A 24,351-nucleotide genomic window follows, 5' to 3' on the forward strand; every position below is an offset into this window, starting at 1 on the left:
GGTTATACTTTTCTTTCTTCAAGCTGTATTCTAATCTTATTTGCTTTTTCTTCGGTAACATCATAGCTCCTCATAATCAACATGGCAATAATTGTACCTGCCATCGGAAAAAAGCAAAAGAAAGCATGTAACCCATCAACAGCAAATTCCTGCTCAGTAGTTGCCAAATCTGGATTAAAGCCCACTATAGCAATAATGACCCCACTCAAAGCTCCAGCAATTGCAAAGCCCACTTTAACCATCCACCAGTAAATAGCACCAAAAATACCTTCCCTACGTTTGCCAGTATTTAATTCATCTATATCAATAACATCAGCGGTCATCGACATCATAATGGTAAATAAACTTCCTATTCCAAAAGAAAATAAAGGTAGAGCTATGATATACATCCATGGTTTTCCTGGAACGAATAGAAAATATAACATAATGTAACCTACTATTGAAATTGATTGAGACAACATAAAGGCCTTTTTCTTTCCAAACTGCTTGGACATCCAAGCCACAGTTGGTATAACAATGAAGGTAGTACCCAGCGCACCTAAAAATCCAAATAAGGACACCCAAATACCAGAAGCTTCTGCATCACCATTAAATAATTTATACACGATAACAAAAAATGTCAATGCAGCAACAGTATTAAAAGCATTATAAATTAGGAAAGTGGAGAAGCACAATTTTCTAAACTCGGGGATTTTAAAAGCTTCCTTAAAACTTACCAGAATTTTTCTGAAACTACCTCGAATATTAGCAGCGTTTAAGGGTTCATAATCCTCATTAATCGTTGGTTTGCTTTTAATGAACAAAGCTGGTACAATAGCGCAAATAGCGCAAGGAATAGCAACCCAAATTGCTAGCTCTCTAACTGCGGCATCTGCTGATGGAAACCAGTCCGGATCGTACATAATGACCCAAAACCAGGGAGCGATTACCCATGCCCATTGGCCAATCCATTGAGCAATTGCCATGATGTTGGTTCGCTCATGGAAATCATTGCTCATTTCATAGCCCATTGCCACATAAGGAACGCTAAAAAAGGTTAATCCCAAATAGAATACTATTGACCATATGAAGAAATACCAAAAATTATATTGCAGAGAATCATCTGCGTAGAGCTGCCACATAAAAATATAAGCTACTCCCATTAATAACCCACCTATTAGAACATATTGCCTTCTCCTACCCCATTTAGATTTGGTATTATCTGAAATAAAGCCCATAATTGGGTCAGTAATGGCATCAAAGATTCTTGGAAAGAAATATATGAGAGCCCACATCCAACCAGGAAAGCCTAAATCTTGAACCAAAACAACCATGAAAATTGTTAGAATAGCGGGGAACATTTGGTTGGCAAACATACCAATCCCAAAAGCCAATTTTTGACTAAACGCAACGCTATCCTTATTTACTGTAGGCATTTTACTGTATTAAAGTTTATAACCCTTACTAGATTTAGTATCATAACGGTTAAACACTAAAAAACTCCTCTACAGCTTTTTCTTGTATAAATCGCCAAGCGCTCTACCTCTTTCGCTCCAGCTGGTATTTCTTCCAGTTGTAGTCCAGGGTAATTGTCTTCTTCCTTCCATTTTGATATTGTTGAACTGAAAAAAGAAGAAGCTTCAGAATCTGCCTCGTAGATAATCAAATCATAAGCCTCACCCATATCTCCCCCAAAACGGGTAACAACCTGCCATTCACCATCTCTTTTATAGGAAGTATTTGTATGATCGGATTGCGGGTAGTATCTATCGTCAGTAGGTCTAATAATAACCCAGATGTCTTTTTCATGGGACTCTGGATATACGCCCATTGTTAGTATACGGCAATCCACTGAATCCTTATCTATTGGTGAAACTACTTTCACTTTATCTACCGGACCATTAATCTTTATTTTATTACCTATGGAAACTTGTTCCATTTGGCTGTTATAATTAACCAAATCGGATGAATAACTACCATAGATCATCATTAAAACACCAATAATTCCTAAGGATACCCCTAACTTACCAGAACTCCCTTTTTTAATAGTAAGTAGAGCGATTAAGATTAATAAAACTCCAATTATTAATATTACTAATTTAGTTGACATCTTATTATTTTTTAATTAGGTAATCTCATTTAGCAATGCAATTTTGTTATAGCACACCTCTTCTTTCTTCCAATTGAGCTTTAATATCTTTTGCCCTATCTTCGGAAAGACTGTATTTCCACATAATCCATATAGCTAAAGCTGCTGTAACTACTGGGATTATTATATCAGCAATTCTTAATTTCGTTAAAGTATCAACTGTCTGGGTAGCTGCATTACCATCAAAACCAATTAATTTTAATACTAGACCACCTAAAACTAGAGCCAATCCTTGTCCTAGCTTTACAACCCACCAATATAATGCACCAAAAGTACCCTCTTTCCTAGGCATTCCATTAACAAGTTCATCCAAATCACAAACATCGGCAGTCATGCTCATCATTAAAGTAAATAAACTTCCTAAACCAAATGACATTAGAGGTATTGGAATAAAAGAAAACCAAATATTGTCAGGCGTGAATGCCCACCATTTCATGGCATATCCAACTATAGAAAGGGCCGTTGAAATAATGAAAGCTTTCTTTTTGCCCCATTTCGTAGCCATTTTAGATACAATTGGAATTACTAAAAATGCTGAAACCAAGGCTCCAACGGAACTAAACCAAGCAGGCCATGTGGAAGTAGCTTCGTAACTGCCATTAAAAATGTAAAAAACGAAAATGAAAAAACTAAAAGATGCTACAATTTGGTACCCATTAAACACTAAAAAAGTAGCACCGCATAATTTCATAAAAGGCTTATTCTTTACAGCCTCTTTTATACTTGTAAATAAGTCTTTTAAATTACTGAATATAGAGGTAAATGTTAACTTTTTTCTATCTCCCATATTAGAGGCATCTATACCCCTACAAAATATAGCAGGTAATAATCCAAGTAACAAGCAAGCAACTCCAACATAGAATGCCATTGTTCTTACTCCTTCAGCTTGATTACTGAAAAAATCCGGGTCAGCAATAATAACCCAAAACCAAGGTACAATTACCCAAGCCAATAAGCCAACCGTTTGCGAAAATGCCATTAAACGAGTACGCTCATTATAATCTGAAGTCATTTCATAACCCAAACCAACCAAGGGTGTTGCAAACATGGTATTTCCAATAAGAAATACCATAGACATTATTAAGAAATACCAAAAATTATAGTCTGAAGAATTGTTTTCATCAAGTTGCCAAAGCAAAACAAATGTAATAGCGCTTAAAATACCTCCTACCAAAATATATGGTCTTCTTCGTCCATATTTTGAACTAGTGTTATCCGAAATAAAACCCATGATTGGGTCGGTAATTGCATCAAAAAAACGTGGCAAACCACCTAAAAGACCAGCTAAAAATGGATCCATCCCAAAAGCTGTTAGCAAAAAGAACATAAAGAAGCCTAAGGCCCCTGGATATAAGTTTAAAACCAAATGCCCAGCTCCAAAAGCTGCTTTTTGACCAAGGGGGACTCTATTCGATGAAACTGTTTTTACATTTGGCATAATTTCATTTTTTAGTTATTCGGTAGCTATATTTTTTGATTTAGAAATCACAATGGTTTGGATAGCTTGCGCGTCTATTGAAAATTCTACATTCTTTTCATTTAGCGATAGGTTTATGGTTTTTGGGATTTTAAACTCATTAAATAGGACTACTACCGTTGAGCCATCAGGATTTATAGCAGCAGTTGCCATTAATTTATTATCAGACTTTTCTAATCCAATCACTTTGGCTTCAGGTCTAATAAACTTACTAAAATGTGCCATCGTCTGATAAAGTGGTGTAAAATACACTTCATCTTTATCTGTGTCGACGATTACTGGAGCAATACACCAGTTTTTAAACCAGTTAGGTCCCCCTTCAGTATCCAAAACCATATTCCAATCTACCCAACCGTCCACCCAGTTGTTCAAACAACCTATAATATCCCTCGCATAACGATTTACAGGCGCATATTTAGGGTGTAAGTGCTTGTCTTTTTCTGGAGCCCAAGTGAATCCCCAATCCGTTGCTTCTTTTTTCCAATACCAAGCATCATCTTTCCAGACAGGAACTTGCGCATCTACACATGCTTCTGACTGAATTAATAGTTTATTAGGCGCTTTTTCATGGGCGTTCTGTAATTCTTCAGGGAAATAATCATATGTACTGGCATACCAGTGAATAGCCGTTCCATCAAAATATTTAGCGGTTTCTTCATTCTTAAATTGAGAATCTACCCATTCTTTTAAATGTTCTCTGTTCTGGTCATAACCTAAAATCTTTAGGTGCCCTTTTCCATCTGCTTCAAGTTTTGGCCCTAAATGATTCACAACAAAATTTGTCATTTCATCTGGTGTATAATGCATACTTTCCCAGTTGTTCCCGTTACCTAAAGGTTCGTTTTCAACAGTAAATCCCCAGATATCTATACCTTCGGCTTTATAAGCATCTACATATTTTGAGAAAAACAAAGCCCAAGTGTCGTAATATTCTGGAAGTAGTTTACCCCCAACCCAATTGTTATTATCTTTCATCCAAGGTGCTGCTGTCCATGGTGAGCCAAAAATCTTAAATCCGTCTGTTGAAGCTGCCATAGCTTCTTTAATGAACGGAATCAAATCTTCTTTATCTTCTTCAATGGTAAAGCGCTCTAAGTCTTTATCACCTTCAACCGGTGTATAGGAATAATTGCTTAATGAAAAGTCACAAGAGTTCATATGTGATCTTGTTAAAGAGTAGTGTGCGCCTTCCTTGCTAAAATATGCATCAATAATCTTTTTTCGATTTTCTTTACTCAACCTATTTAACAAATATGCCGAAGACTCAGTAAATGCACCACCAAAACCTGTAATGGTTTGAAATTTTTCTTCCGGCAACAGTTTAATCAAAATAGTATCATCAGTGTCTTGAAAATGTGTTATCTCGGTTAATTTGTTCCCGCTTTCTGATGTTTCGTAAATCGTAATATCCAGTTGTTCTTCTTTTTCCATACAGCTCATACACATGAAAATAAGAAATACCACAAATGCTGCCCTTCTAAATTCAGCACTTGATTTAATCATTTTCTTATATGTAAGTTTTTTTTGCATTATTTAGATGGTGGGATTAAAACCTCTTTCATTAACTCTTCTTTATTGCCACCATAAGTTTTTGTGATTGGTTTGCCGTCTCTAGTGAGTCCTTCGAAGGTTCCATTATCTACTAAACCCCAAATTGCATATTTTGCTTCACTCTTTAGATTTATCAACCCGAAGTGATTTTCCGAGCCCATAGGATTAGCTGCATCTTTCCATTGTTCATCAAATGCTTCAAAATAAAAACATGATATTCCATTGGCATTTGTCCACTCTCGCATATGCTTATAATACAACGCCTCTTTATATTCATCTGTAGCTTTTGAGCCTTCAGGCCCATAGTGACCATTGGATTTGGAAGCCCAACCAGTTTCGCCTATATGAATTGGTTTATCAATACCTAAGCTTTTCATATACTTATGTACGCTATCATACTGAGACATAGCATATTCTTTAGCTCTGAGCATAGCTGCAGCTATTTTTTCACTACCTGATAAATCTTTTTCATCCTCAAGAACACCCCAAAAGACTGGATTGTAGTGTGTATCATGCATTGGATAGGTATGAACAGAAAGAAAATCAACAGCAGCAATCAATTTATTTAAATCTTCAACATGGTATTCGTCATCTCCCCCTCCCCACGAGGCAAAGTTATCTGAACTCGTAATCCATAAATCCTCAGGAAGCTCTCCAGATTTTTTTAATTGTTGTAAATGATTGACCCATTTTAAAATCACATTGGGCTGAACGTAATAACTAGCTGCCCATTTTACCATAGCTTCATTGCCAACCGCTATGACCTTGACTATATCTGGATACTTTTTAGCCAATCTAACCGCTTCTTTAATCTCTACGGCATTTCTTTCACTTTCTTCATTATGGTTTGGCTCCAAATCTGTCCATGCATTTTTGCAATCAATCCAAGCGCCCAACATCACATACATTTCAAAATTTGGGTCTTCTTGTTTTAGTTCTTTTATTGCCTTTAAAACATTGCCCGCATGTGGTAAATGGACTTTGTAGGTACGTAATACCTTAATACCCATAGCGGCCATGATTTTCATATCCTCCTTTAATTCATTCAATGTCGGCTCTATGTCATGATCTATATGTCTATAACCACCATACGATATTGCTAGATATTTAGGATTGCCTAAAATAGCTGCTGCATTTATATTTGATTCTTGCTTCACTACAGTTTCTTTACTTTCTGATTTGGTGTTTTTTTTACATGAAAAAGCCACGAATACAAGTAGTAAAAAGGTAATTGATTTAAAATAGTTTTTCATGGCTATATAATTTAAATTAAATACTCATTTATTGATAGCAACAATAATTTTATTTATCTCACCTGTTCTATCAAAAACCTTTTTGCTTGTTACATGGTCCAACGATAGGCTATTGAATTTAGCTCTAGAATTATCCTTAAAAAATACGCTCAAACTTTCGTTATCGGCTATTCTGTAAATAATGGGTACTTGACAATACGTAAAGCAAAGTTCCCCCTTGTCCAAAGAGAGTTTTTCTACCTCACCATTACGAGCTATGTATTCAAATACTGAACTGTCTTCTAAAAATTCATTTTTTCTTAGCAAATAAGGCTTGAATACTAGTTTTCCAGATTCTACAAAAACACCTAATTCACCAAATCTACTGAGTATGTCTTCTTTGACTTGACCAGTCATTCCTGGTTGTTGAGCGCCCTTCCCTGCAGGTGTATGGGAATATGGATCAGTAGGGAAAGCCCCATAAAGTTCTGGAGATTTGTGAACTCCTATTCCTTCATTAATTTCATAATAATGCTCTAACAACCTTCCTATTACTTCTTCACTCTCTCCTAGTTCAATCGCTCTTAAGCAAGTTTCTTGAACAGCAAGAAGAAGTTTAGATACCATATGCCAATAGATAGAACCTAAACCTTCATAGCCAAAGAAAGTACCAGACCTACCAGTAAAAGACTTATGGTCAAATATTTCTTCAAAAATGGAAAGTAAAAGTGGCTCATCTTCTTTAACAAGTTTACCATACTTTTCTTTTGGTAAATTGGATAAGGCGTTTTTTAAACTATCTGCATTATTAAAAGAACCATTAAAATGATAATTCCCATCAACATCTTTCCTAATAATTTCAATATTCCCATCTTTCAAAAGTTGTTTTACTAAAACAGATTTCTCAACCTTTTTTGCCGGAATATTATTCTTTTCAACAAACCTTGGGAGCTCTTTATTTGGATAGAGCAAATAACTATATTGATCCTCTCTAAAAAGAGCACTTTCTTTTAAACCATCTAAAAGTGCTAGGGAATCTTTACTTGAAAGATATCCTGAACTCAAAGCTGCTACTTGACCTTCCAACATCTCCGACAAGTAAGAAATTGAAACTTCAGTATCATTTTCAACCGTCATTAGATTGTAAGCATGATAGAGGTTATCATTTCTTTTATTAGCCCTTATACTGTGCTCTAAATAAATTAATGCTGAATGAACGAACTGTAAAATATCCTCTTTAGTAAGTTTTCCTTTTTTAGCTTTAAAGCCCTTGTCATAAATTGTTTCCCTAAAAACACTCCCAGCTTTTCCCAGTCCATCCATTACTTTCTTTCTATCTTCATTTGACAGAGCTCCTGAAAGACTTGAAAGGTTTGCAGTTAAAGTGACCCTTATTTCATTAAAAAAAGTAATCAACTCTTTAGAAATTTGATAATTTTCTATTGGTGCTCCTTCTACAGTTTTTTGGAAGAAGTTTAGAAATCTTCTCAAATAATTTAAGGTAACCATTGAAACTCCGTTACCAACCAATGCATTATTAGCATCATTCCATTCTGGTCTTTGGGTGTTCATCCATATACCACCTTCCGGAATAAAATTGGAAACCTTAGCAAGCACAGTTGCCAGCAACTTTTCTAGTAGATTTACTCTGTATATCGAATTGTCAGAACCCTTTAGCAAAGCACCATCAGCACCTAGTTTTGATCTTTCCTCTCTAATTTTTAAATCAAGTTCCTCATCAAAAACAATGGTGTCCTTTGGGTTTTGAAGTATAGCCTGGTAATCCTTAATTTTATAAGGGACGTTGGCGTAAACAAAAATTTGCTCATTAAAATAACTGCCTAGCTTTCCAGGATAATGGTTCTCGATAAATTCTAAAAATTTCAACAAATAAATTATCTGGTGATCGCCCCAATAACCAATATAAGACCATGGGTCATCGGGTTCTATAGCCTCCCAATCGAAACCATCTTTTGTAACTCTATAGGGGTTATATCCATCAAATGTAGAAGCATTCAAAAATTTATGAATCATACTATCCACGAATGCTGGATAAGAGTGGGCCAATGCCTCCCAATTTTGGAATATATCGCGCCAATTCCCTTCATAATCCAAAATCTTAGACCCATCTTCAGCAACAGTATTTATGGAGAACTTATTCCATGGTCTACTGGGATCTCCATGTCTTCTGCTAAATTTTAAGGGCATGTACTCATAGGCCAATCGTTTAAAATCGGCATCGTTATCATTTTCCGCTAATTCCTTTAATTCTTTAAGTGTAAACTCTTTAGCAAGGTTTTTTAAAACTACTTCCTTTTCCTTATATACCCTTCTGTTAGCTACCCTTATATATCTAACAAAGTCCTGCCACCCTATGTTGTAGTTATCATCAAAAATTCCTCCACGCATAATATTAAAGAGCGTATTGGAAAAGTGTCTCGTATTCCTGAGTTTATCAGCAGTAAATTGCATCGCATCTGAAGCCGCATTTAACTGTACTAGCTGTTTTGAGCCTAATTCTATATCCTCCTGAACTAGACTAGAAAGGTTTTTTTCTTTTTTAAGCTGATTCGTAATGATTGCAATAGCCGAACTAGATTGATTGACTTCTGCAACCATCATCCAACTTTTTGTAATGCTATTCTTTAGAGTAAAATCTGATTTAAGAAAATAAGCCCCTTTTTCTGCTTTTATATCAACTTCTTGATTAATGGTTTGACCCTTTCTAAAAGCATCTAACTGTTTAGAGCAAACTAAATAAGTGCAATCTTCAAGTCCTGTAGACCATACCGTAGTAGCTTTTAAAGCTTCACTTGGCTCTGCCCTATCCACAATGATAGCACTCAAAGCATAAATTCCCAATCCAATGTCAGCTTCAAGCTCATTCTTCTTGTATGCATCAACTAGGTTACTACTTGCGTTTTGCAGTGCAGAATTTACCCCATGGGGCATAATATTCTGAATGCCGTCTAAAACAATAATTTCAATATTACTTTCATTGTTATTTATAAGTGTTGATTTCTTGACAAAACCATACGCATCACTTGAGTTCCATTGATACCTATAGGTAAGGCCTAAATCTTCATTTATCTCCTCAAAAACTACTTTGTTTCCATAGCTGTTTTTATATAGGTTTCTAAAAACTTTATATAGTCCTGCATAACTATCAGAAAAAGGTTCCCATAAAAAAACTTTATCTTCAGAATGTACTTGCAGAATAGTTTTACTCCCAGTAATATGGGCCATTTCAGTTATCTTATCATCTGTATAATAAGGAAACAAGGATGATTCTGAATTTTGTCTGCCTGCTGTTAGACCACCATTACTTGAAATGAACATCCAATGGTTGGAATTACTTACAATGCTCATGAAAAAAGGACGCATAGTGTCATAGTTTGAAATCTTATAATAGCTTTCGTTTTCAAACTGAACTATATCTCCAATAATTTCTTTCTCGGTAGATTTTACTTTTGCATTGCCTATGTAGATGTCTTTATCTAACATTGATTGATTTTGGTTACTTTATTGGTTGAAAAAGGCCAGTTGAAATTTGTTTTCAAACTAGCCTTTTATAAATTTCAAAACTTACAATTATTCTAAAATAATATCATCAATATAATATGTCTCTGATGATGAAGTAGGGTTGTTACCTGTATCAAAATCAGGAATGATAACTATACCATTATAAATATTTGGATTGAAATCACCAGGAACTACAGCACCAAAATCAAAAGTTAACTCTACCCATTCATTTGCATTAGTAACAGTTTGTTGCAAACTATAATTTGGAATACCTGAATCAGTTGGTCTTCTTTGTAACTCAAACTGGAATACTACATTTGGTTTTGTAGAATAAACTTTTACTTTAAATGTCCTTGTTGTTGTCATATCTAATGGTGAAGCAAAAACATTTTCCATACCTCCATAAAACTCTGTCCCAGCAGGTTTGTTAAAAGTGTAAACATTAGCAGATGTATTAATACCTCCAGATACAGGATTTGCAGTTATTGATCCATTAACGCTTGCAGGTTCAAAAACAGCACTAAATTCTTCTCCATTTTCGAAATCTGCTGGTAAAGCAGAAAGAGCTGTAACTCCGCCACCTCCAGAGCCTCCATTATCACATAACCTGATGTTATCGAACTGGATTGTCCAATCTGCAGTACCATCACCTTGTGTTCCGTTGTCCATTATCAAAGTGATGCCCGTAACTTCACCTGTGTTACCTGTGAAATCGTAAGATAGGGTCTCCCATCCTGTCCCTGAGGTAGGTAGAATAATCTCTTGGTTCAATCCTTCTAGCTTGAACAATAACTGCCTTACAGAAGTGGAATTTACATCAATGGTAAACGTTCCATTGTCCAGGGCAATATTACTGGCCAAACCGATGGTAATACCACCAAAAGGCTCACCAGCATTCTTTACATACTGCGCTAACTTAGCACTGCTATTGACTGAAGTGTCAGAATTATCGATAATGGTTCCTACACCACCACCAAAATTGCTGAAAATAGAATCATCAGCAGTCTCAAAATCATTTACAAGGTCTCCACCGTCGCATACTTCTAGAGAACCACCGCCTCCGCCAGAGCCTCCATTATCACATAACCTGATGTTATCGAACTGGATTGTCCAATCTGCAGTACCATCACCTTGTGTTCCGTTGTCCATTATCAAAGTGATGCCCGTAACTTCACCTGTGTTACCTGTGAAATCGTAAGATAGGGTCTCCCATCCTGTCCCTGAGGTAGGTAGAATAATCTCTTGGTTCAATCCTTCTAGCTTGAACAATAACTGCCTTACAGAAGTGGAATTTACATCAATGGTAAACGTTCCATTGTCCAGGGCAATATTACTGGCCAAACCGATAGTAATACCACCAAAAGGCTCACCAGCATTCTTTACATACTGCGCTAATTTAGCACTGCTATTGACTGAAGTGTCAGAATTATCGATAATGGTTCCTACACCACCACCAAAATTGTTGAAAATAGAATCATCAGCAGTCTCAAAATCATTTACCAGTTCTCCACCGTCACATACTTCAAGAGAACCGCCACCTCCGCCACCGGAACCAGCAGCTTCAAGGGTTAAGTCATCTATATAATATGTTCCTCCATTAGTAATTGGGTCATCTGTTTGATTGTTATCAGGTTTTATAACCAATTGATTGTAAGCCATAGGCCCAGCTGGCAAACCAGTAAATAGGATTTCAACTTCTGTCCATTCATTCGCGTTAGGAATTGTTACAAATACAGGTGCAGGATTCCCAGTTGGCGGGTCTGTTTGTGGATTTAATGCCAATTCAAACCTAAATACTACGTTTGCTTTAGTTGAATATACTTTAGCCTTAAAGGTATCTGTAGTTGTTAAATCAAAATTATCAGCAAATGTATTTTGTATCCCTGCAAAGAAATCTGAACCTGTTGGTTTATCTATTTGTAAAACAAAATCTGAAGTATTAATACCTGTTTTATCAGGGTTTTCAGCTAACATAGAAGTTAGTCCTTCACCAAAATTATCTGCAGCAGGGAATGTATCACAACCTTCAAAATCCAAAGGAAGTGCTGTTGCAGCAACTGGAGTGTCTGTACACCCAGTGGCGCTCATATCTCCGGCAGAATCACTACCGTCTCCACCTTCTACCAATGATACATTATCAATTACAACGACACCTACATCTGCTCCCATGTCGAAAATAATACGACTATTAGCACTACCAAAATCTGCAGCACTTAGCTGTAATGTAAATGTTTGTGTTGTTGTAGTGAGGTTAACCGATGGCGCAGTATTGGTAAATGGTGCTTCATTCAAACCAATTCCTGCCAACATAGTCCTTTCACGGTCAGAAGATGCATCAAACATAAGAATGTAATTGGTGCCCTGTGCAATCTCAACAACTTGACTTAGGTTGACATCAAATGCATTACCTGCAGTCTCAACATTGGCTAAATTGAAAGAATTACCACCTTCAGTCTGTACATTAAGCGCATTTCCAGTCCATCCGTCACCACCATTGGAGAAGTCACCATTTACAAGAAGCCCTGAGTCAAATACTACAGGTTCGTCTGGTAATGTTATGGTAATCTCATCCTCAAAAACCCCCGAAGCTCCAGATACATTAAAAGCCTGTAAGGAAACCGTGAATGTACCTTCTTCAAAAGTCCTAACCGGATTTATTTCTGATGATGTTTGGCCATTGCCAAAGTCCCATTCATATCTTTGAGCTTCTTCTGATATATTGATAAAAGAAACGGTACCGGTTGTAGCACTTTGCGTAAATGTAAAACCAGCGATAACCTCCGGTAAATCAGCTTCATCTTCTTCACATCCAAAAAAGGAAAAAGTTAGTACACAAAGAAATATTAGTTTAGTACTGTTGATTAAAAATTTCATAATAGTTATAGTTTAGTTTTGTCTAAAATTGGTGTTCTCATATACTCGTACATAATCCACTAGCATGGATTGTGGAAAAACAGTCTCGTCATTAGGGGAACCAACAAATGTCCCTCCTACAGCAAGATTCATTAGAATAAAGAAAGGTTTGTCAAATACCCAAGGACCTGTAACATCTTCTCTTGTTATTTGATTATATAAAATGTTATCTACATAAAAGTTGACCGCATCTGGGCTCCATTCAACACCAAACACATGAAAACTGGTATCAAACCTATCATTTAAAAGTTCAAACTCTTTAGAAATGGCATTTCCACCGGAGTATCCTGGACCATGAACACTACCAATTAAAACCGAAGGATTCTGACCACGATATTCCATGATATCTATTTCCCCAGCAGCTGGCCATGGATTCTCATCGATATCCGCACCCAACATCCAAAAAGCTGGCCACATACCTTGACCAAAAGGTAAGCGTATCCGTGCTTCAAAACGACCAAACGCTTGCTCAAACCTATCTTTAGTAAGTAATCTTGCCGAAGTAAAAGCTGACCCTTCAAAGTCTTCTCGCTGTGCAGTAATTAACAGCACACCATTCTCAACTTTAACGTTCTCAGTACGGTCTGTATAATATTGTAACTCGTTATTACCCCAACCATTCTCTCCTGTACCAATATCAAATCCCCATATATTGCTATTGGGTGCTCCATCAGTATTAAACTCATCCGCAATTACTAATTGTGTAAAGTTTACCACTCTTTGTTCATCTTCAGTAGCACAACACATAAAGAGTAATGCTAGCAAAACGGTTAAACTTATTTTTAACTTTTTCATATTTTCTTTGTTCATCTTACCTTTTACTTTTAGTTAGCTTATTTACTCTCTGTAGAAGTATATATTGTCTAGAATAAAATTAGGACCACCTGTTAATATTATAGAACCTAGGTTATTTTTCTGTGTTGCAATATCACCATCCAAAGGAATCTCAAAAGACACCCATTGTCCTGGTATTAAACCAGTTGCAGTAAATCTTTTATCTTTATCATCCTCTATTGGATTACCATTAGTTTCGTCTGTATTCACTACTTGATTTGCTCCAAAGTCCCTTATTTGAATTCCGACTTCAACACCTGGATCTTGCACATAGATATCAACATGCATAAAATTCAATTCCGTAGCGTCTACCGTATTTCCATAAATAATGCCTGTAAAATTATTATTGGCATAAATTATTACATCGTCTCCATTCGCCGAGGAAATGGATGCTTCGGTAGTTGACCCTCCAAAACCAGGGGCAATATTAATTTCCGTTTCGTTTACGTATGCATTACTGAATATAGATTTAACATCTACCTGTGGACGCGTTGGTGTTGGAGCAGATTGTAAGCCTCCACTAGCATCAATGGTTAATGAACCTTCCGCCAAAACTCCACCTAAAAGCGCAGTTATTTCAGTAGTACCTTCACCAATAACAGAAACCTCACCTAGTTCGTTTACAATAGCCACATCAGTATTAGAAGATTCAAAATTAAAATACGATGGCGCAGCTAGAACTGTTACATTTTCACCAGAACTTAAGTTAAAGGTTTGTGTTAAACCCGTTACCATAACAGTAGAACCAGTAAAAGTTTGTTGTGTAATGTCCTCCCCAGAAAAAATGGCTGGACTTGGTTGAGCAATCGTACCCAACTTTTCAAATTGGATTTCATCAAAAAATAAAACATATCCTCCTTCATCATCAGCATTTTCTGCACCTTCAGCCAACCAAAATAATCCTACTTCGTTAGTAAGCGGTGTAGCGTCTGGAATAGGTATTATGTACTTCTGCCACCTGGTACTAACTTGCAAATTTTGTGTGGCTACTCGATATTTATTACCTGTACTACCATCAATACCAAAACCAATTTCATTTATATCTGCTGACTGTGAAGCCTTTGCATAAAATGTAAGTGCATCGAAACCAGATAAATCTCTCTTTGCCGTTGTATTAAATGTAGCACCAACAAAACCGGTTCCGAACGAAGGGACATCAAATCGCATGGCAGCATCACCTGCGAAAACCTCATCAGTTTCCACACTAAATGCTTCTGGGTCTGCTCCAGCATCTACAAAGGGAAAATAATTTAATCCGGCTGAAAAAGCATCAATAAAAACATTACCATTTGGTGGAAACTCTGCAAATTCCACATCATCTGAAAATTCTCTTTCACAACCTGAAAAAATAACTAACCCCAAGGTTAATAGAAATGTAAAACGTAAATTGATATATTTTTTATTTTTCATTTTTCTGTCTTTTTATTTCCCGATATTGATGTGTACGTAAGTCATTATTTCCCATTCGCTACCATTTCCAAAACCAACAGGGCTAATGATAGGTTCAGTAGCAAATTCTAGCGCATTGTTTGGAAGATATCTTGGCGAAAACTCGTTCAACGAACGCCATGTACCCCTAATACCTACTTGAGTACTTGGTAGGATAAACCAATCTGGTTTACCAAGTGTTGTAGATATATCCAACATTAGTTGTACTGGATATGTTAAGTTAAAATCTCGGTGATAATCAAATGGTCCCCAATCATTAATTTTTTGGGTGTATTGTACCTTCCATTTATTGTATAACATTCGGATATCTCCTCCAAAACGTCTTATCAATCGATTGCTATCACCATTTGCCTGTCCATTGCCGTAATAGAAGTTTCCTATTATACCAAAGTCAGAGCCAAGCTTAGATACCATTCTAGAATGTACTTCCCATAAGTCTTCTGCTGGTGCAGAATTAGGAAAGGCAAAAAAGGTACGATTTGCCAAAAATCCAATGGCTGCATCTTGTGTTGTTGGAAGGTGACGGTATACAAAACCTAAGTTCATAGCGAACTTAGCATCTTCCGATCTATCGTTATCCCACTCATACATCCATGTACCTGGAGTTGGGTCAAAGGTTAATAATATTTCACCTCCTACTGTTTCACGGTTAGCACGTACCGAAAATGGGTCGTCAATAATATTCCTTAAACGACCTGGACCTTCCACATCATTAGGCATCGCATCCACTAGTGGTTTTTGCCATAAGAAATTAGGTGCAATTTGAAAATTTCCTGTAGCGTAAGTAAAACCAGATAATACGTTCACTTGATTACCACTACCAGAATCCCTTAATTTCCAACCTGTAAAAGTTAATGTTTGGTCCGCACCACCATTAGCTATTAAACCCATGGCTGCACCCTGGCCATACCAATTGAATTTTCCTCCTTCATAAGTGATTTTTGCCTTGCCACCCCAGTTGTCAGTTGATTGAATCCTATCTTGAAATACAACATAGTTACCAGATTCTCCCCTAACATCTTGAAATCCAATATCGTTAAGCGGACTACCGCTCCATATTCCTCCAAGCACAACGTCAAACTTTCCAAATTCTCTTTCTATTGCGATAGAGGCTCTTTCTGTAGGCCATGCTGGTATTACACCACTACGTGTTTGGTTTACGTCTAAAACTCGTCTTCCGTTATCATCTAGCACAACGTCTTTTTCGAAATCCCTGTGGTAAATACCTGTTACACCAAACTTACCTAGATGGGTACTATACTTAAAAAGCATTGTTGGATTTGCACCCCACCATAATTGTGGTCCAATAGCAGCTTTTAAACCTTTGAGAGCTCCTTTCCCATCAACTTCCATTCCTAAAATCTCACCATTATAAATATCAAGATTAGGACCATAATTAGCTTCAGGATAAAAACCGAAGAAATCACCTTCGTAACCCCAATGGTAATGTCCTGTTCTATAAAAACCTCTTAAGTCGAACTCTTTTGCATTCCACTCAAACTCTGCTTGATACATCCGAATTCTATTTACATCTTGTACAAGCACATTACCCTGATCTGTATTGACCTCTATAGGTCTAGAATTGTTTTCATAAAAAATCTCGTTGATAGGGTTTTGAGCCACATTACCAACAATATTAAAGTTTACTTCTGCCCTCATATTTGGCGCAGGATTTCCTTCAATGCCAACAAAGTAAGATTGCATATGATCAAACCCTAATTGATTAGGGAAAGTATTAGGATCATCTGGGTCTGCATTATTTGGTGTAGTAAGAAGGTTACCTCCTGTACTAAACGTTGAAAACTTTGCCTGAAGATTACTTATGCGAAGTAAATTGCTCTGCTCTCCTGTCAAAGCAGCTTTATCCCCTCGTGCCCTAAGCACAGCATCCATTAACTGTATATTATTAAAATGATTTTTTACAAAATCAAGGTCAACGCCCTCATCATAAGGATTTAGTTGATGGGCGTCCTTTAGTGCATAATAAGCTGCTCGTGGATAAAGTTGGTACAGACCTCTTGGATCTGTTTGCCCTTTGGCACAAATACCAAACCATTCCTCATTCATGTTATTTGCTCCTTCTGAAGCTAAATCTCTAGCATACCCACCATTGGACCATGATGCATTATTATCATGTACATCAGCATTCTTTCTATCGTCAAAACCGAATTTCCACCATCCATCACTAAATTGAAAAGTAAATCCACCAATAGAGTTATCAGCCTTCCCTAAACCTGCTGCATTCTCATAAATTTCTTTCCAGTTTTCTACCATGTAGTAGGCCTGGGAATATTGATCTTCTTTATTATCAATAGCGTTGAATGCATCTGCACCAAACTCAGTGAACATTACCGGTTTATTAAGTTTGTCTTTTACAACTTGAAACATATCCCCAAAAGAGGCACCACGATATGTGTTTGTTCCATAAATATCAATGTCTTTACATTCCTCAGCAATTATGTCAATGAAGAGAACGTCTCCGTTACATATAGCTACTGGATGGGAAGGGTCTGCAGCTTTCATTAGCTTAGCAGCTTCGTTCATCAATCTATACATTGGACGACCACGTTTTTCTCCAATAAATTGCTTCTCCCCTTCATCATCTGGAAAATCCTCAGTTTCTGCACCGGCCCAAAACAAGCCGTAGTTATTTTCATTGCCCAAGAGGTACATCAAAAGTCCTGGTGTATCTTTATAGCCCCTTACCAATTCCTCCATCTCGGACATCAAAAACGCAGCAGTTTTTTCATCATCGTAGATAGTAACAGGAGTCCAAACTCCATCTAATGTTAATCCGTAACGACCAAATGAATGGTTAAGCATGGTGTAGATACCATAGTTTTCATATATGTATCTAATCCATTTAGCTGGAACCCCGGTATATTGACGTATTACATTAACACCCATGTTTTTTAAAAGCGACATCTCTGTATCAAGACCAGCTTTGATTACATCGTCAGACTTTTTCCAAAAATTTGCATTAACGGTGTTAGTTCCAATAGGTATGTAGTCCCAGTTCATACCGTTAATCATAAAATCTTCTCCATTAACAACCAATTTTGCTCCTTCACCATTATTTACAACAGAAACATTAGCCGTCTGTCCAAATGTGAATACTGATAAGAGCAGAAATATTGATTTTAATAATTTTCTAAGAATTGTGTTCATGTTCTCTTTTTTTCAGTTTCTAAACATATTGTTAAATATTAAGAATACCATAAAAAGTACCTCTACAAAAAGTATACATGATAATTAAGGTGCTATATTATTGCCATATTAACAAAAATGAATGGTTTTGTTTATGAAAATTTCGTCAAAACCTAGTTTTCTCGCCTTTAAAGTTGAACAAAAAAAAAGAGGCTAAACAATCCGTGTATAGGTAATGTTGAGGTGATGTAAGAAAGTGTTGTGGTCTAAAATGGAAATGTTGTGCTATTATAACTCCAAAATGTAGTTCACTAGATTATCTCCATACTTCAAATTTAGTTTTTTGCGCAGTCTGTAACGTTTTATTTCTACACTTCTAGGTGAAATATGAAGCAGTTGGGCAATCTCTTTTGAAGATAAATTTAAGCGTAAATATGCACATAATTTAAGGTCATTTGGTGATACCGAAGGATGTAGTGTTTTGACCTTTTTTAAAAATTCACTGTCTGCATTATTAAAAGCTTCTTGAAATAGTTCCCAGTCATCATTCTTTTTAAGGTTCTTATCAATAATCTTAATGACAGATCTTACAGAGTTTTTATCATTCACTTGATTAAGTTCGTCCTTAATGTTTGTCAATAATTCGTTCTTTTTAATAATGCTCATAGTCGAAGCTGCCAACTCTTTGCTCTTGTTTTTGAACTCTGTCTTCAACTGTTCGTTTTTAATCCTTATGATTTCTTTTTCTCCATGTACCTGAGCTAACGCCAATTCTTGTTTGTTTTTATAGATTAGCTTTTCTCGTTGTTTTTTATAATAACTTTTGTAGAGATTGTGCATCATAAAAGAAAATAATACCATGGTTAAAAAATATAACACTATCATGACATTGGAAATATACCATGGCTTTGCAATCTGAAAACTATGTGTTGCAATATTGGAAGAAACCTTATTCCCGATCTTAGCTCTTACATTAAAGATATAGGAACCATATGAAAGATTCTCAAAAGTTGTATTTGAAGCAGTTGACCATTGGCTCCAATCATCATAAATTCCTAAAAGTTGAAATTGATATTGGGTATTTAAAAGCTTATTGTACTCTGGTGTGTAAAATGAAATATCAAGATTGTTCTCGTGAGTTCTTAAGTACCCTTTATTACTTTTATCCATCATGTGCCCTTCATCTTCATAATTCGTAACGAACACCCGATCAATATTCACCTTAAAATCCTCAATCAATAGGTCATCTAGCCTTGCAGTAATATAGCCAGAGGTAGTCCCCATTAAATACTCATTGTTGCCTAAACTTAATATATTTTCATAGCCAAGAATACCATTGCGTACTTCTTTTGTTAAGGGAATAGTTTCTAATTGTGGTGTATTGGTTAAGGTTTCATACTCCAAAAAACGTATTCCAGATTTTGTAAAAACCCATAAAATATTGTCATTCTCATTAAAAATCAACTTCCCAGATTCATAGTCATCTTCAGTATACATACTACTCAACAATGTATCTCTTACAAATTTATTCTCCCCAACTTCATATTTAAATACCCCACTCTTATATGCATATAAAATATCACCTTTATAATTGATTATACCGGAATTGGCACCTCTAATAGAAGTATCCTCTTCAAATTTTTCAACTTTATAAAAATTACTGTCAACTGTCAGTTCAAATACTCCATTATATTCATGGTTAACAAAGATGGTTTGCCCTAGTGTCTCGAAATATCTTGAGGAATTATTAAATCCAGCTATTTTATTTCTTAATTGCCAAGAATCATTATTTTTTTCCAGAATATGTAATCCATTATAATTTCCCTGTATTAATAGTCCTGGATTGTTCTCTAGTTTAGAAACCCCCCAAGTACCTGGCACATTCGCTATTTTTTCTACCGACCCATCTTGAACAATAAGAGTGCCGGAATGATGTCCGCAGAATATGGTCCCATCTATATTCTTTAAACTCCAAACCTGCCCCTGGGTGCCATTTATAAATTTAAAGGTCTCAGCACTTTCAAACTCTTTATAAAAGAGGCCTTGGTTAGTTCCTAAATATAATTTATCATCATTAACCAATGCAGTATATACGCTACCAAGAATTCCTTTATTGTCATTAAAAACATTGTAAGGGGCATTGGTATTAATGTAACTTATACCATTATCCAATCCTAGCCATATATTATTTTGTACATCCTCGAAAACCGATAAAACCGTATTATTAGATAAACCATTATTCTGATTTATTTGGCTTTCCAATTCTCCTTGTTTACTCAAACAAACAATACCATTTGAAATGGTCCCTAGGACAAAACGTCCATCTTTTAGACGAGTAGCGTCATAAAAGCTCAAAGTTGAGAGAAACTCATTGGAATCTATATCGGATTGGTTTAAGGAACCATCTCTAAAATCGTAGAAACCTTCATTTTGGGTAAGAATACGTAACCCTCCATCATGCTTAAAAATGTTTATTATCTCATCACTTTCTATTATTTCATCGTTATTCACCAAAGTATCCTCACCATATTCAATTTTATATAAGCCCTCACCTATTCTTTGAAAATAAATAGTCTCATTAACTTTAAATATCTTTGGAATTGTATTTTGGGAATCAATAGTATTAACTGTTTCATCAACCACGTTGAAAATATATATCCTCTTTTTTGATTGAAACACCATTAAATCCCCCAACTTTATAATGTTCCAAAATTCTTCATCTTCAACTAAAGGGATTTTTATTTTTTTGGATAGAGAGGTATAGCTAAGAACATTCAAACTATCTTTTTCCCAGTAGCCAAACTCCATGTAGCAGCCTGTATAAATACGTTCACCTATTACATTTACAGATCGCATTATACTTTCATTTGGAGTAGGGTAAATTTTCCAATTTGCCCCATTATATTCTAACAGGCCTTTATTATTTGCAACGTAAATTAGTTTAGAAGATGACTGGGAGATATCCCAATTTTGATTTTCTCCATTATAGTCTACTGGAGCAAAATTTTGAATTGGTGGAAGTTCCTGTGAAATAGCAGAAAGACCATAAAAAAGAATAAGTATTTTGAAAAAATTATGCAAAATTAGGCTGAGCTTGTGTATTGCTAAAGATAGGAAAGAATGTAACCTTTATCTAATTTTTAAAATTTAGACCAGTTCTGCACTTAGACCGGCCTGTAAAAGCCTCGTGCATCTAGGTTTTAAATCTTCGTATTCACCAGTTTTAACGGTACACTTTCCGTTATGGTGAACAATTAAAGAGCATTGCTCTGCTTGTTCTGGAGTATGGTCACAAACAGCTATTAATGTGTCGATAACGTGGTCGAAAGTATTGACATCATCATTAAAAAGTACAATCTCACTTTGCTTGACTGTATCTTCTTCAAGTAGTAATTCTTCGGAAACTTTCTCTTTAGTACCAAACATATTACGGTGCTTTGCGATAAATGTATTGAATTAAAGTTTTTGACACAAAAATCAATTCATAAAATTAAAGAAGCGCCGATAATGGCGCTTCTTTTGACATTGTTATACCCAGATTAATAAATGTGTTTATTTTTTTTAATACAAATAATTAAGTGCTGTAACGTCGTTTGCATTGAACTCTCCATCAACCAAAGAATTAAAGCAAGCTAACATTAATGAGGTTGGATCATAACCAGCAGGTGTTCCAGGAATAGGGTTTGCACCTATGCCCCCGGAACCTTCGTTAACATTCTCTCCGCAACTCTGACGGCTAAACCAATCAGTATGCCTAAATCCAACCGAATGCCCCATTTCGTGAGTAATAACATGTTCGTTAACATTAGTTGAAAATCCACCTAAACCATAAATCTGGATGAACTTATTAGGATTGCCGTTGCTTGGAAAACCTGCCACCCCGCCACTTCTGCCAGGGTTATTGACCTCATTATTGTAAACAACCATATCCTTATTTTGAAAATTGGTTCCAAACGTAAGATTGAACCGAATGCCCAAATTTAAACGATTGTAATTGTTGACTGCCCATTGGAGTGCGGTACGTTCTTTATTGCTCAAGGCGAAACTCCCACCTGTGTAACCAATAATGCTAAGGGTTCTCGGGTTTACCAAGTTGTTGGTATGATAGTTTCTGTCATCATTACCTTCTAAAGCTATAAATTGGTCCATTTGAGCTTTTGATAATGCGATATCTCCTTCCAATTGATATCGTTTTTGAATTGAGCCATCTGGAAGGTGAAAATCGATAATCTCAACCTCGCTAGTATTAAAATAACTGGTTTTTAATGTGGTCAAAATTTCTTCTGTGATTTCAATAGAGGCGTCCAACACAACTTCTTCGTTTGCACTTTCTAAATCTACTTCATCTACAGAATCTTTCTGACAAGAAATGGTAATTAATGCACATACGAGGGTGCATGACAAGAGTTTTAAATCTTTCATAGTATAAAGGTTTTAAGTTAAAGATATAGGGCTATACCAATGTTTTTTTAAAGTACGAAAACGTTTTCGTAAAATAGATAATTCTTTATCCTTTTCGATAAACTGCAGCCACCCAAGAATTGTTTGTAAGCTTGTTCTGAAATATCAAAGAGTGAGATTTTGATTCCGCAGAAATTAAACTTAGGTCAGACTCATAAAACCCGCTTAAAAATAGAAGACCGTCGGAATCTAAGCAAGAGCTATAAATAGAAATATCCTGTAATAAAATATTTCTGTTAATATTGGCAATGATAATACTGTACTTTTTACTGCCCAATAAAGTGGCATCTCCCTCATAAACATTAATATGATCACAGTTATTACGTGCTACATTTTCTAAAGAGTTTAGATAACACCAATTATCAATGTCCATTGCATCAATAGTTTTAGCACCTTTCATTTCAGCTAGTATTGCTAAAATTCCTGTTCCACAACCCATATCCAAAACTGACTTATCTTCAAAATTATAATGTAAAATATGCTGTAGCATCATATGGGTGGTTTCATGATGTCCAGTCCCAAAACTCATTTTAGGCTCTATAACAATATCGTACTTCACATCTTCTTTAGGGTGAAATGGAGCTCGGACCACACATTTGCCATTTACCTTTATTGGATTAAAATTCTTTTCCCATTCGGAGTTCCAGTTTTGCTGTTGAATGGTTTTAGAGCTCCAGGTAATTTCAAAACTTGGATTGTTTAAAAGGTAAACTTCGCTAAAAATAGCTTCATCAAAATCCTGTTCTGGAATATAGGCTAGAAAACCAGAATCATGCTCCACAAAACTTTCAAAACCAGCTTCACCTAATTCTGCAATAAGAATTTCAGAACCAAGCTGTAATGGCTTTATTGTAAAATCAAATTCGAGATAGGTCATTTAGCCTAATTATATTGCTCGTATAATAGCAATAAAATCATCACAATTTAATGAAGCTCCCCCGATAAGTCCCCCATCAACATCTGGTTTGGAAAAGATTTCCTTGGCGTTACCAGGCTTTACACTACCTCCATATAAAATAGAAATGCCATTGGCCAATGAAGCATCGTATTTAGAAGTCATTGTATCCCTAATAAACGCATGCATTTCTTGTGCTTGTTCTGGACTAGCAGTTTCGCCTGTACCTATTGCCCATACTGGTTCGTAAGCCAGTACAATGTTTTTAAAGGAAGAAGCCTCTAAATGAAAAAGGGCATTTTTTAGTTGATCTTCAACCACTGAAAAATGATTTTCAGATTTACGATCTTCCAACTCTTCCCCAAAGCAAAAGATGATGCGCATATTTTTTTCTAATGCAGTGTTTACTTTTTTAGCAAGCATATCATCTGTCTCGCCAAAATGAGAACGTCTTTCGGAATGGCCTAAGATAACTGTGTCCACATCAATATCCAATAACATATCGGCTGAAATTTCTCCCGTGTAAGCACCATTTTCAGCAAAATGCATGTTTTGTGCGGCAACTTGAATTATTGAGCTCTCTAAACTTCTTACCGCGGCGGAAAGGTTAACATAAGTAGGAGCTACTATAACTTCAGCATCAGTATCCGGCAATTTTGCGGCCAGCTCTGAAGAAAGCGTTTCGGTTTCTTGTAATGTCTTGTTCATTTTCCAGTTTCCTGCTACTATTTTGGCTCTCATG

At 36.0% G+C, this 24,351-nt stretch carries 15 protein-coding genes; all 15 read right to left on the reverse strand.

Going from position 1 to position 24,351, the window contains the following annotated elements:
• Positions 1 to 2: 2 nt before the first annotated feature.
• Positions 3 to 1,415, reverse strand: a complete 1,413-nt coding sequence (locus tag AACP56_RS10500) for an MFS transporter (RefSeq protein ID WP_339338116.1) — start codon at positions 1,413 to 1,415, stop codon at positions 3 to 5.
• Positions 1,416 to 1,471: 56 nt separating this feature from the next.
• Positions 1,472 to 2,089, reverse strand: a complete 618-nt coding sequence (locus AACP56_RS10505; protein ID WP_339338114.1) for a hypothetical protein — start codon at positions 2,087 to 2,089, stop codon at positions 1,472 to 1,474.
• 46 nt (positions 2,090 to 2,135) lie between these two features.
• A complete protein-coding gene (locus AACP56_RS10510; protein WP_339338112.1) occupies positions 2,136 to 3,566 on the reverse strand; it encodes an MFS transporter in 1,431 nt (476 codons plus the stop codon).
• Positions 3,567 to 3,581: 15 nt separating this feature from the next.
• A complete protein-coding gene (locus AACP56_RS10515; protein ID WP_339338172.1) occupies positions 3,582 to 5,051 on the reverse strand; it encodes a glycoside hydrolase family 30 protein in 1,470 nt (489 codons plus the stop codon).
• An 83-nt stretch (positions 5,052 to 5,134) separates the two neighbouring features.
• The gene (locus AACP56_RS10520; RefSeq protein ID WP_339338110.1) at positions 5,135 to 6,409 is read right to left on the reverse strand and encodes a glycosyl hydrolase family 17 protein; all 1,275 of its coding nucleotides are present in this window, start codon (positions 6,407 to 6,409) and stop codon (positions 5,135 to 5,137) included.
• Between the two features lie 24 nt (positions 6,410 to 6,433).
• Positions 6,434 to 9,892 (reverse strand): hypothetical protein, encoded by a 3,459-nt coding sequence (locus tag AACP56_RS10525; protein ID WP_339338108.1) that lies wholly within the window; start codon positions 9,890 to 9,892, stop codon positions 6,434 to 6,436.
• Between the two features lie 87 nt (positions 9,893 to 9,979).
• Positions 9,980 to 12,784, reverse strand: a complete 2,805-nt coding sequence (locus AACP56_RS10530; RefSeq protein ID WP_339338106.1) for a PKD domain-containing protein — start codon at positions 12,782 to 12,784, stop codon at positions 9,980 to 9,982.
• A gap of 12 nt (positions 12,785 to 12,796) precedes the next feature.
• Entirely contained in the window at positions 12,797 to 13,618 is an 822-nt protein-coding gene (locus AACP56_RS10535; protein WP_339338104.1) for a glycoside hydrolase family 16 protein, read from the reverse strand.
• Between the two features lie 42 nt (positions 13,619 to 13,660).
• On the reverse strand, positions 13,661 to 15,067 hold the full coding sequence (locus AACP56_RS10540; RefSeq protein ID WP_339338102.1) for a glycosyl hydrolase family 16: 1,407 nt from the start codon (positions 15,065 to 15,067) through the stop codon (positions 13,661 to 13,663).
• A 12-nt stretch (positions 15,068 to 15,079) separates the two neighbouring features.
• Positions 15,080 to 18,274 (reverse strand): glycoside hydrolase family 2 TIM barrel-domain containing protein, encoded by a 3,195-nt coding sequence (locus tag AACP56_RS10545; RefSeq protein WP_339338100.1) that lies wholly within the window; start codon positions 18,272 to 18,274, stop codon positions 15,080 to 15,082.
• 267 nt (positions 18,275 to 18,541) lie between these two features.
• Complete coding sequence (locus AACP56_RS10550) at positions 18,542 to 21,334, reverse strand: helix-turn-helix and ligand-binding sensor domain-containing protein (protein WP_339338098.1); 2,793 nt, start codon at positions 21,332 to 21,334, stop codon at positions 18,542 to 18,544.
• Positions 21,335 to 21,400: 66 nt separating this feature from the next.
• Positions 21,401 to 21,679: an ATP-dependent Clp protease adaptor ClpS gene (locus tag AACP56_RS10555; protein ID WP_339338096.1), complete on the reverse strand. Its 279-nt coding sequence runs from the start codon at positions 21,677 to 21,679 to the stop codon at positions 21,401 to 21,403.
• Between the two features lie 135 nt (positions 21,680 to 21,814).
• Entirely contained in the window at positions 21,815 to 22,675 is an 861-nt protein-coding gene (locus tag AACP56_RS10560) for a zinc-dependent metalloprotease (RefSeq protein WP_339338094.1), read from the reverse strand.
• A gap of 85 nt (positions 22,676 to 22,760) precedes the next feature.
• Complete coding sequence (prmA, locus tag AACP56_RS10565; protein WP_339338092.1) at positions 22,761 to 23,591, reverse strand: 50S ribosomal protein L11 methyltransferase; 831 nt, start codon at positions 23,589 to 23,591, stop codon at positions 22,761 to 22,763.
• Positions 23,592 to 23,600: 9 nt separating this feature from the next.
• Positions 23,601 to 24,350, reverse strand: coding sequence for a triose-phosphate isomerase (tpiA, locus tag AACP56_RS10570; protein ID WP_339338090.1), 750 nt, complete (start codon positions 24,348 to 24,350; stop codon positions 23,601 to 23,603).
• Position 24,351 lies beyond the last annotated feature (1 nt).

This window comes from Croceitalea sp. MTPC6 (genome assembly GCF_036985525.1).
Taxonomy (GTDB): domain Bacteria; phylum Bacteroidota; class Bacteroidia; order Flavobacteriales; family Flavobacteriaceae; genus Croceitalea.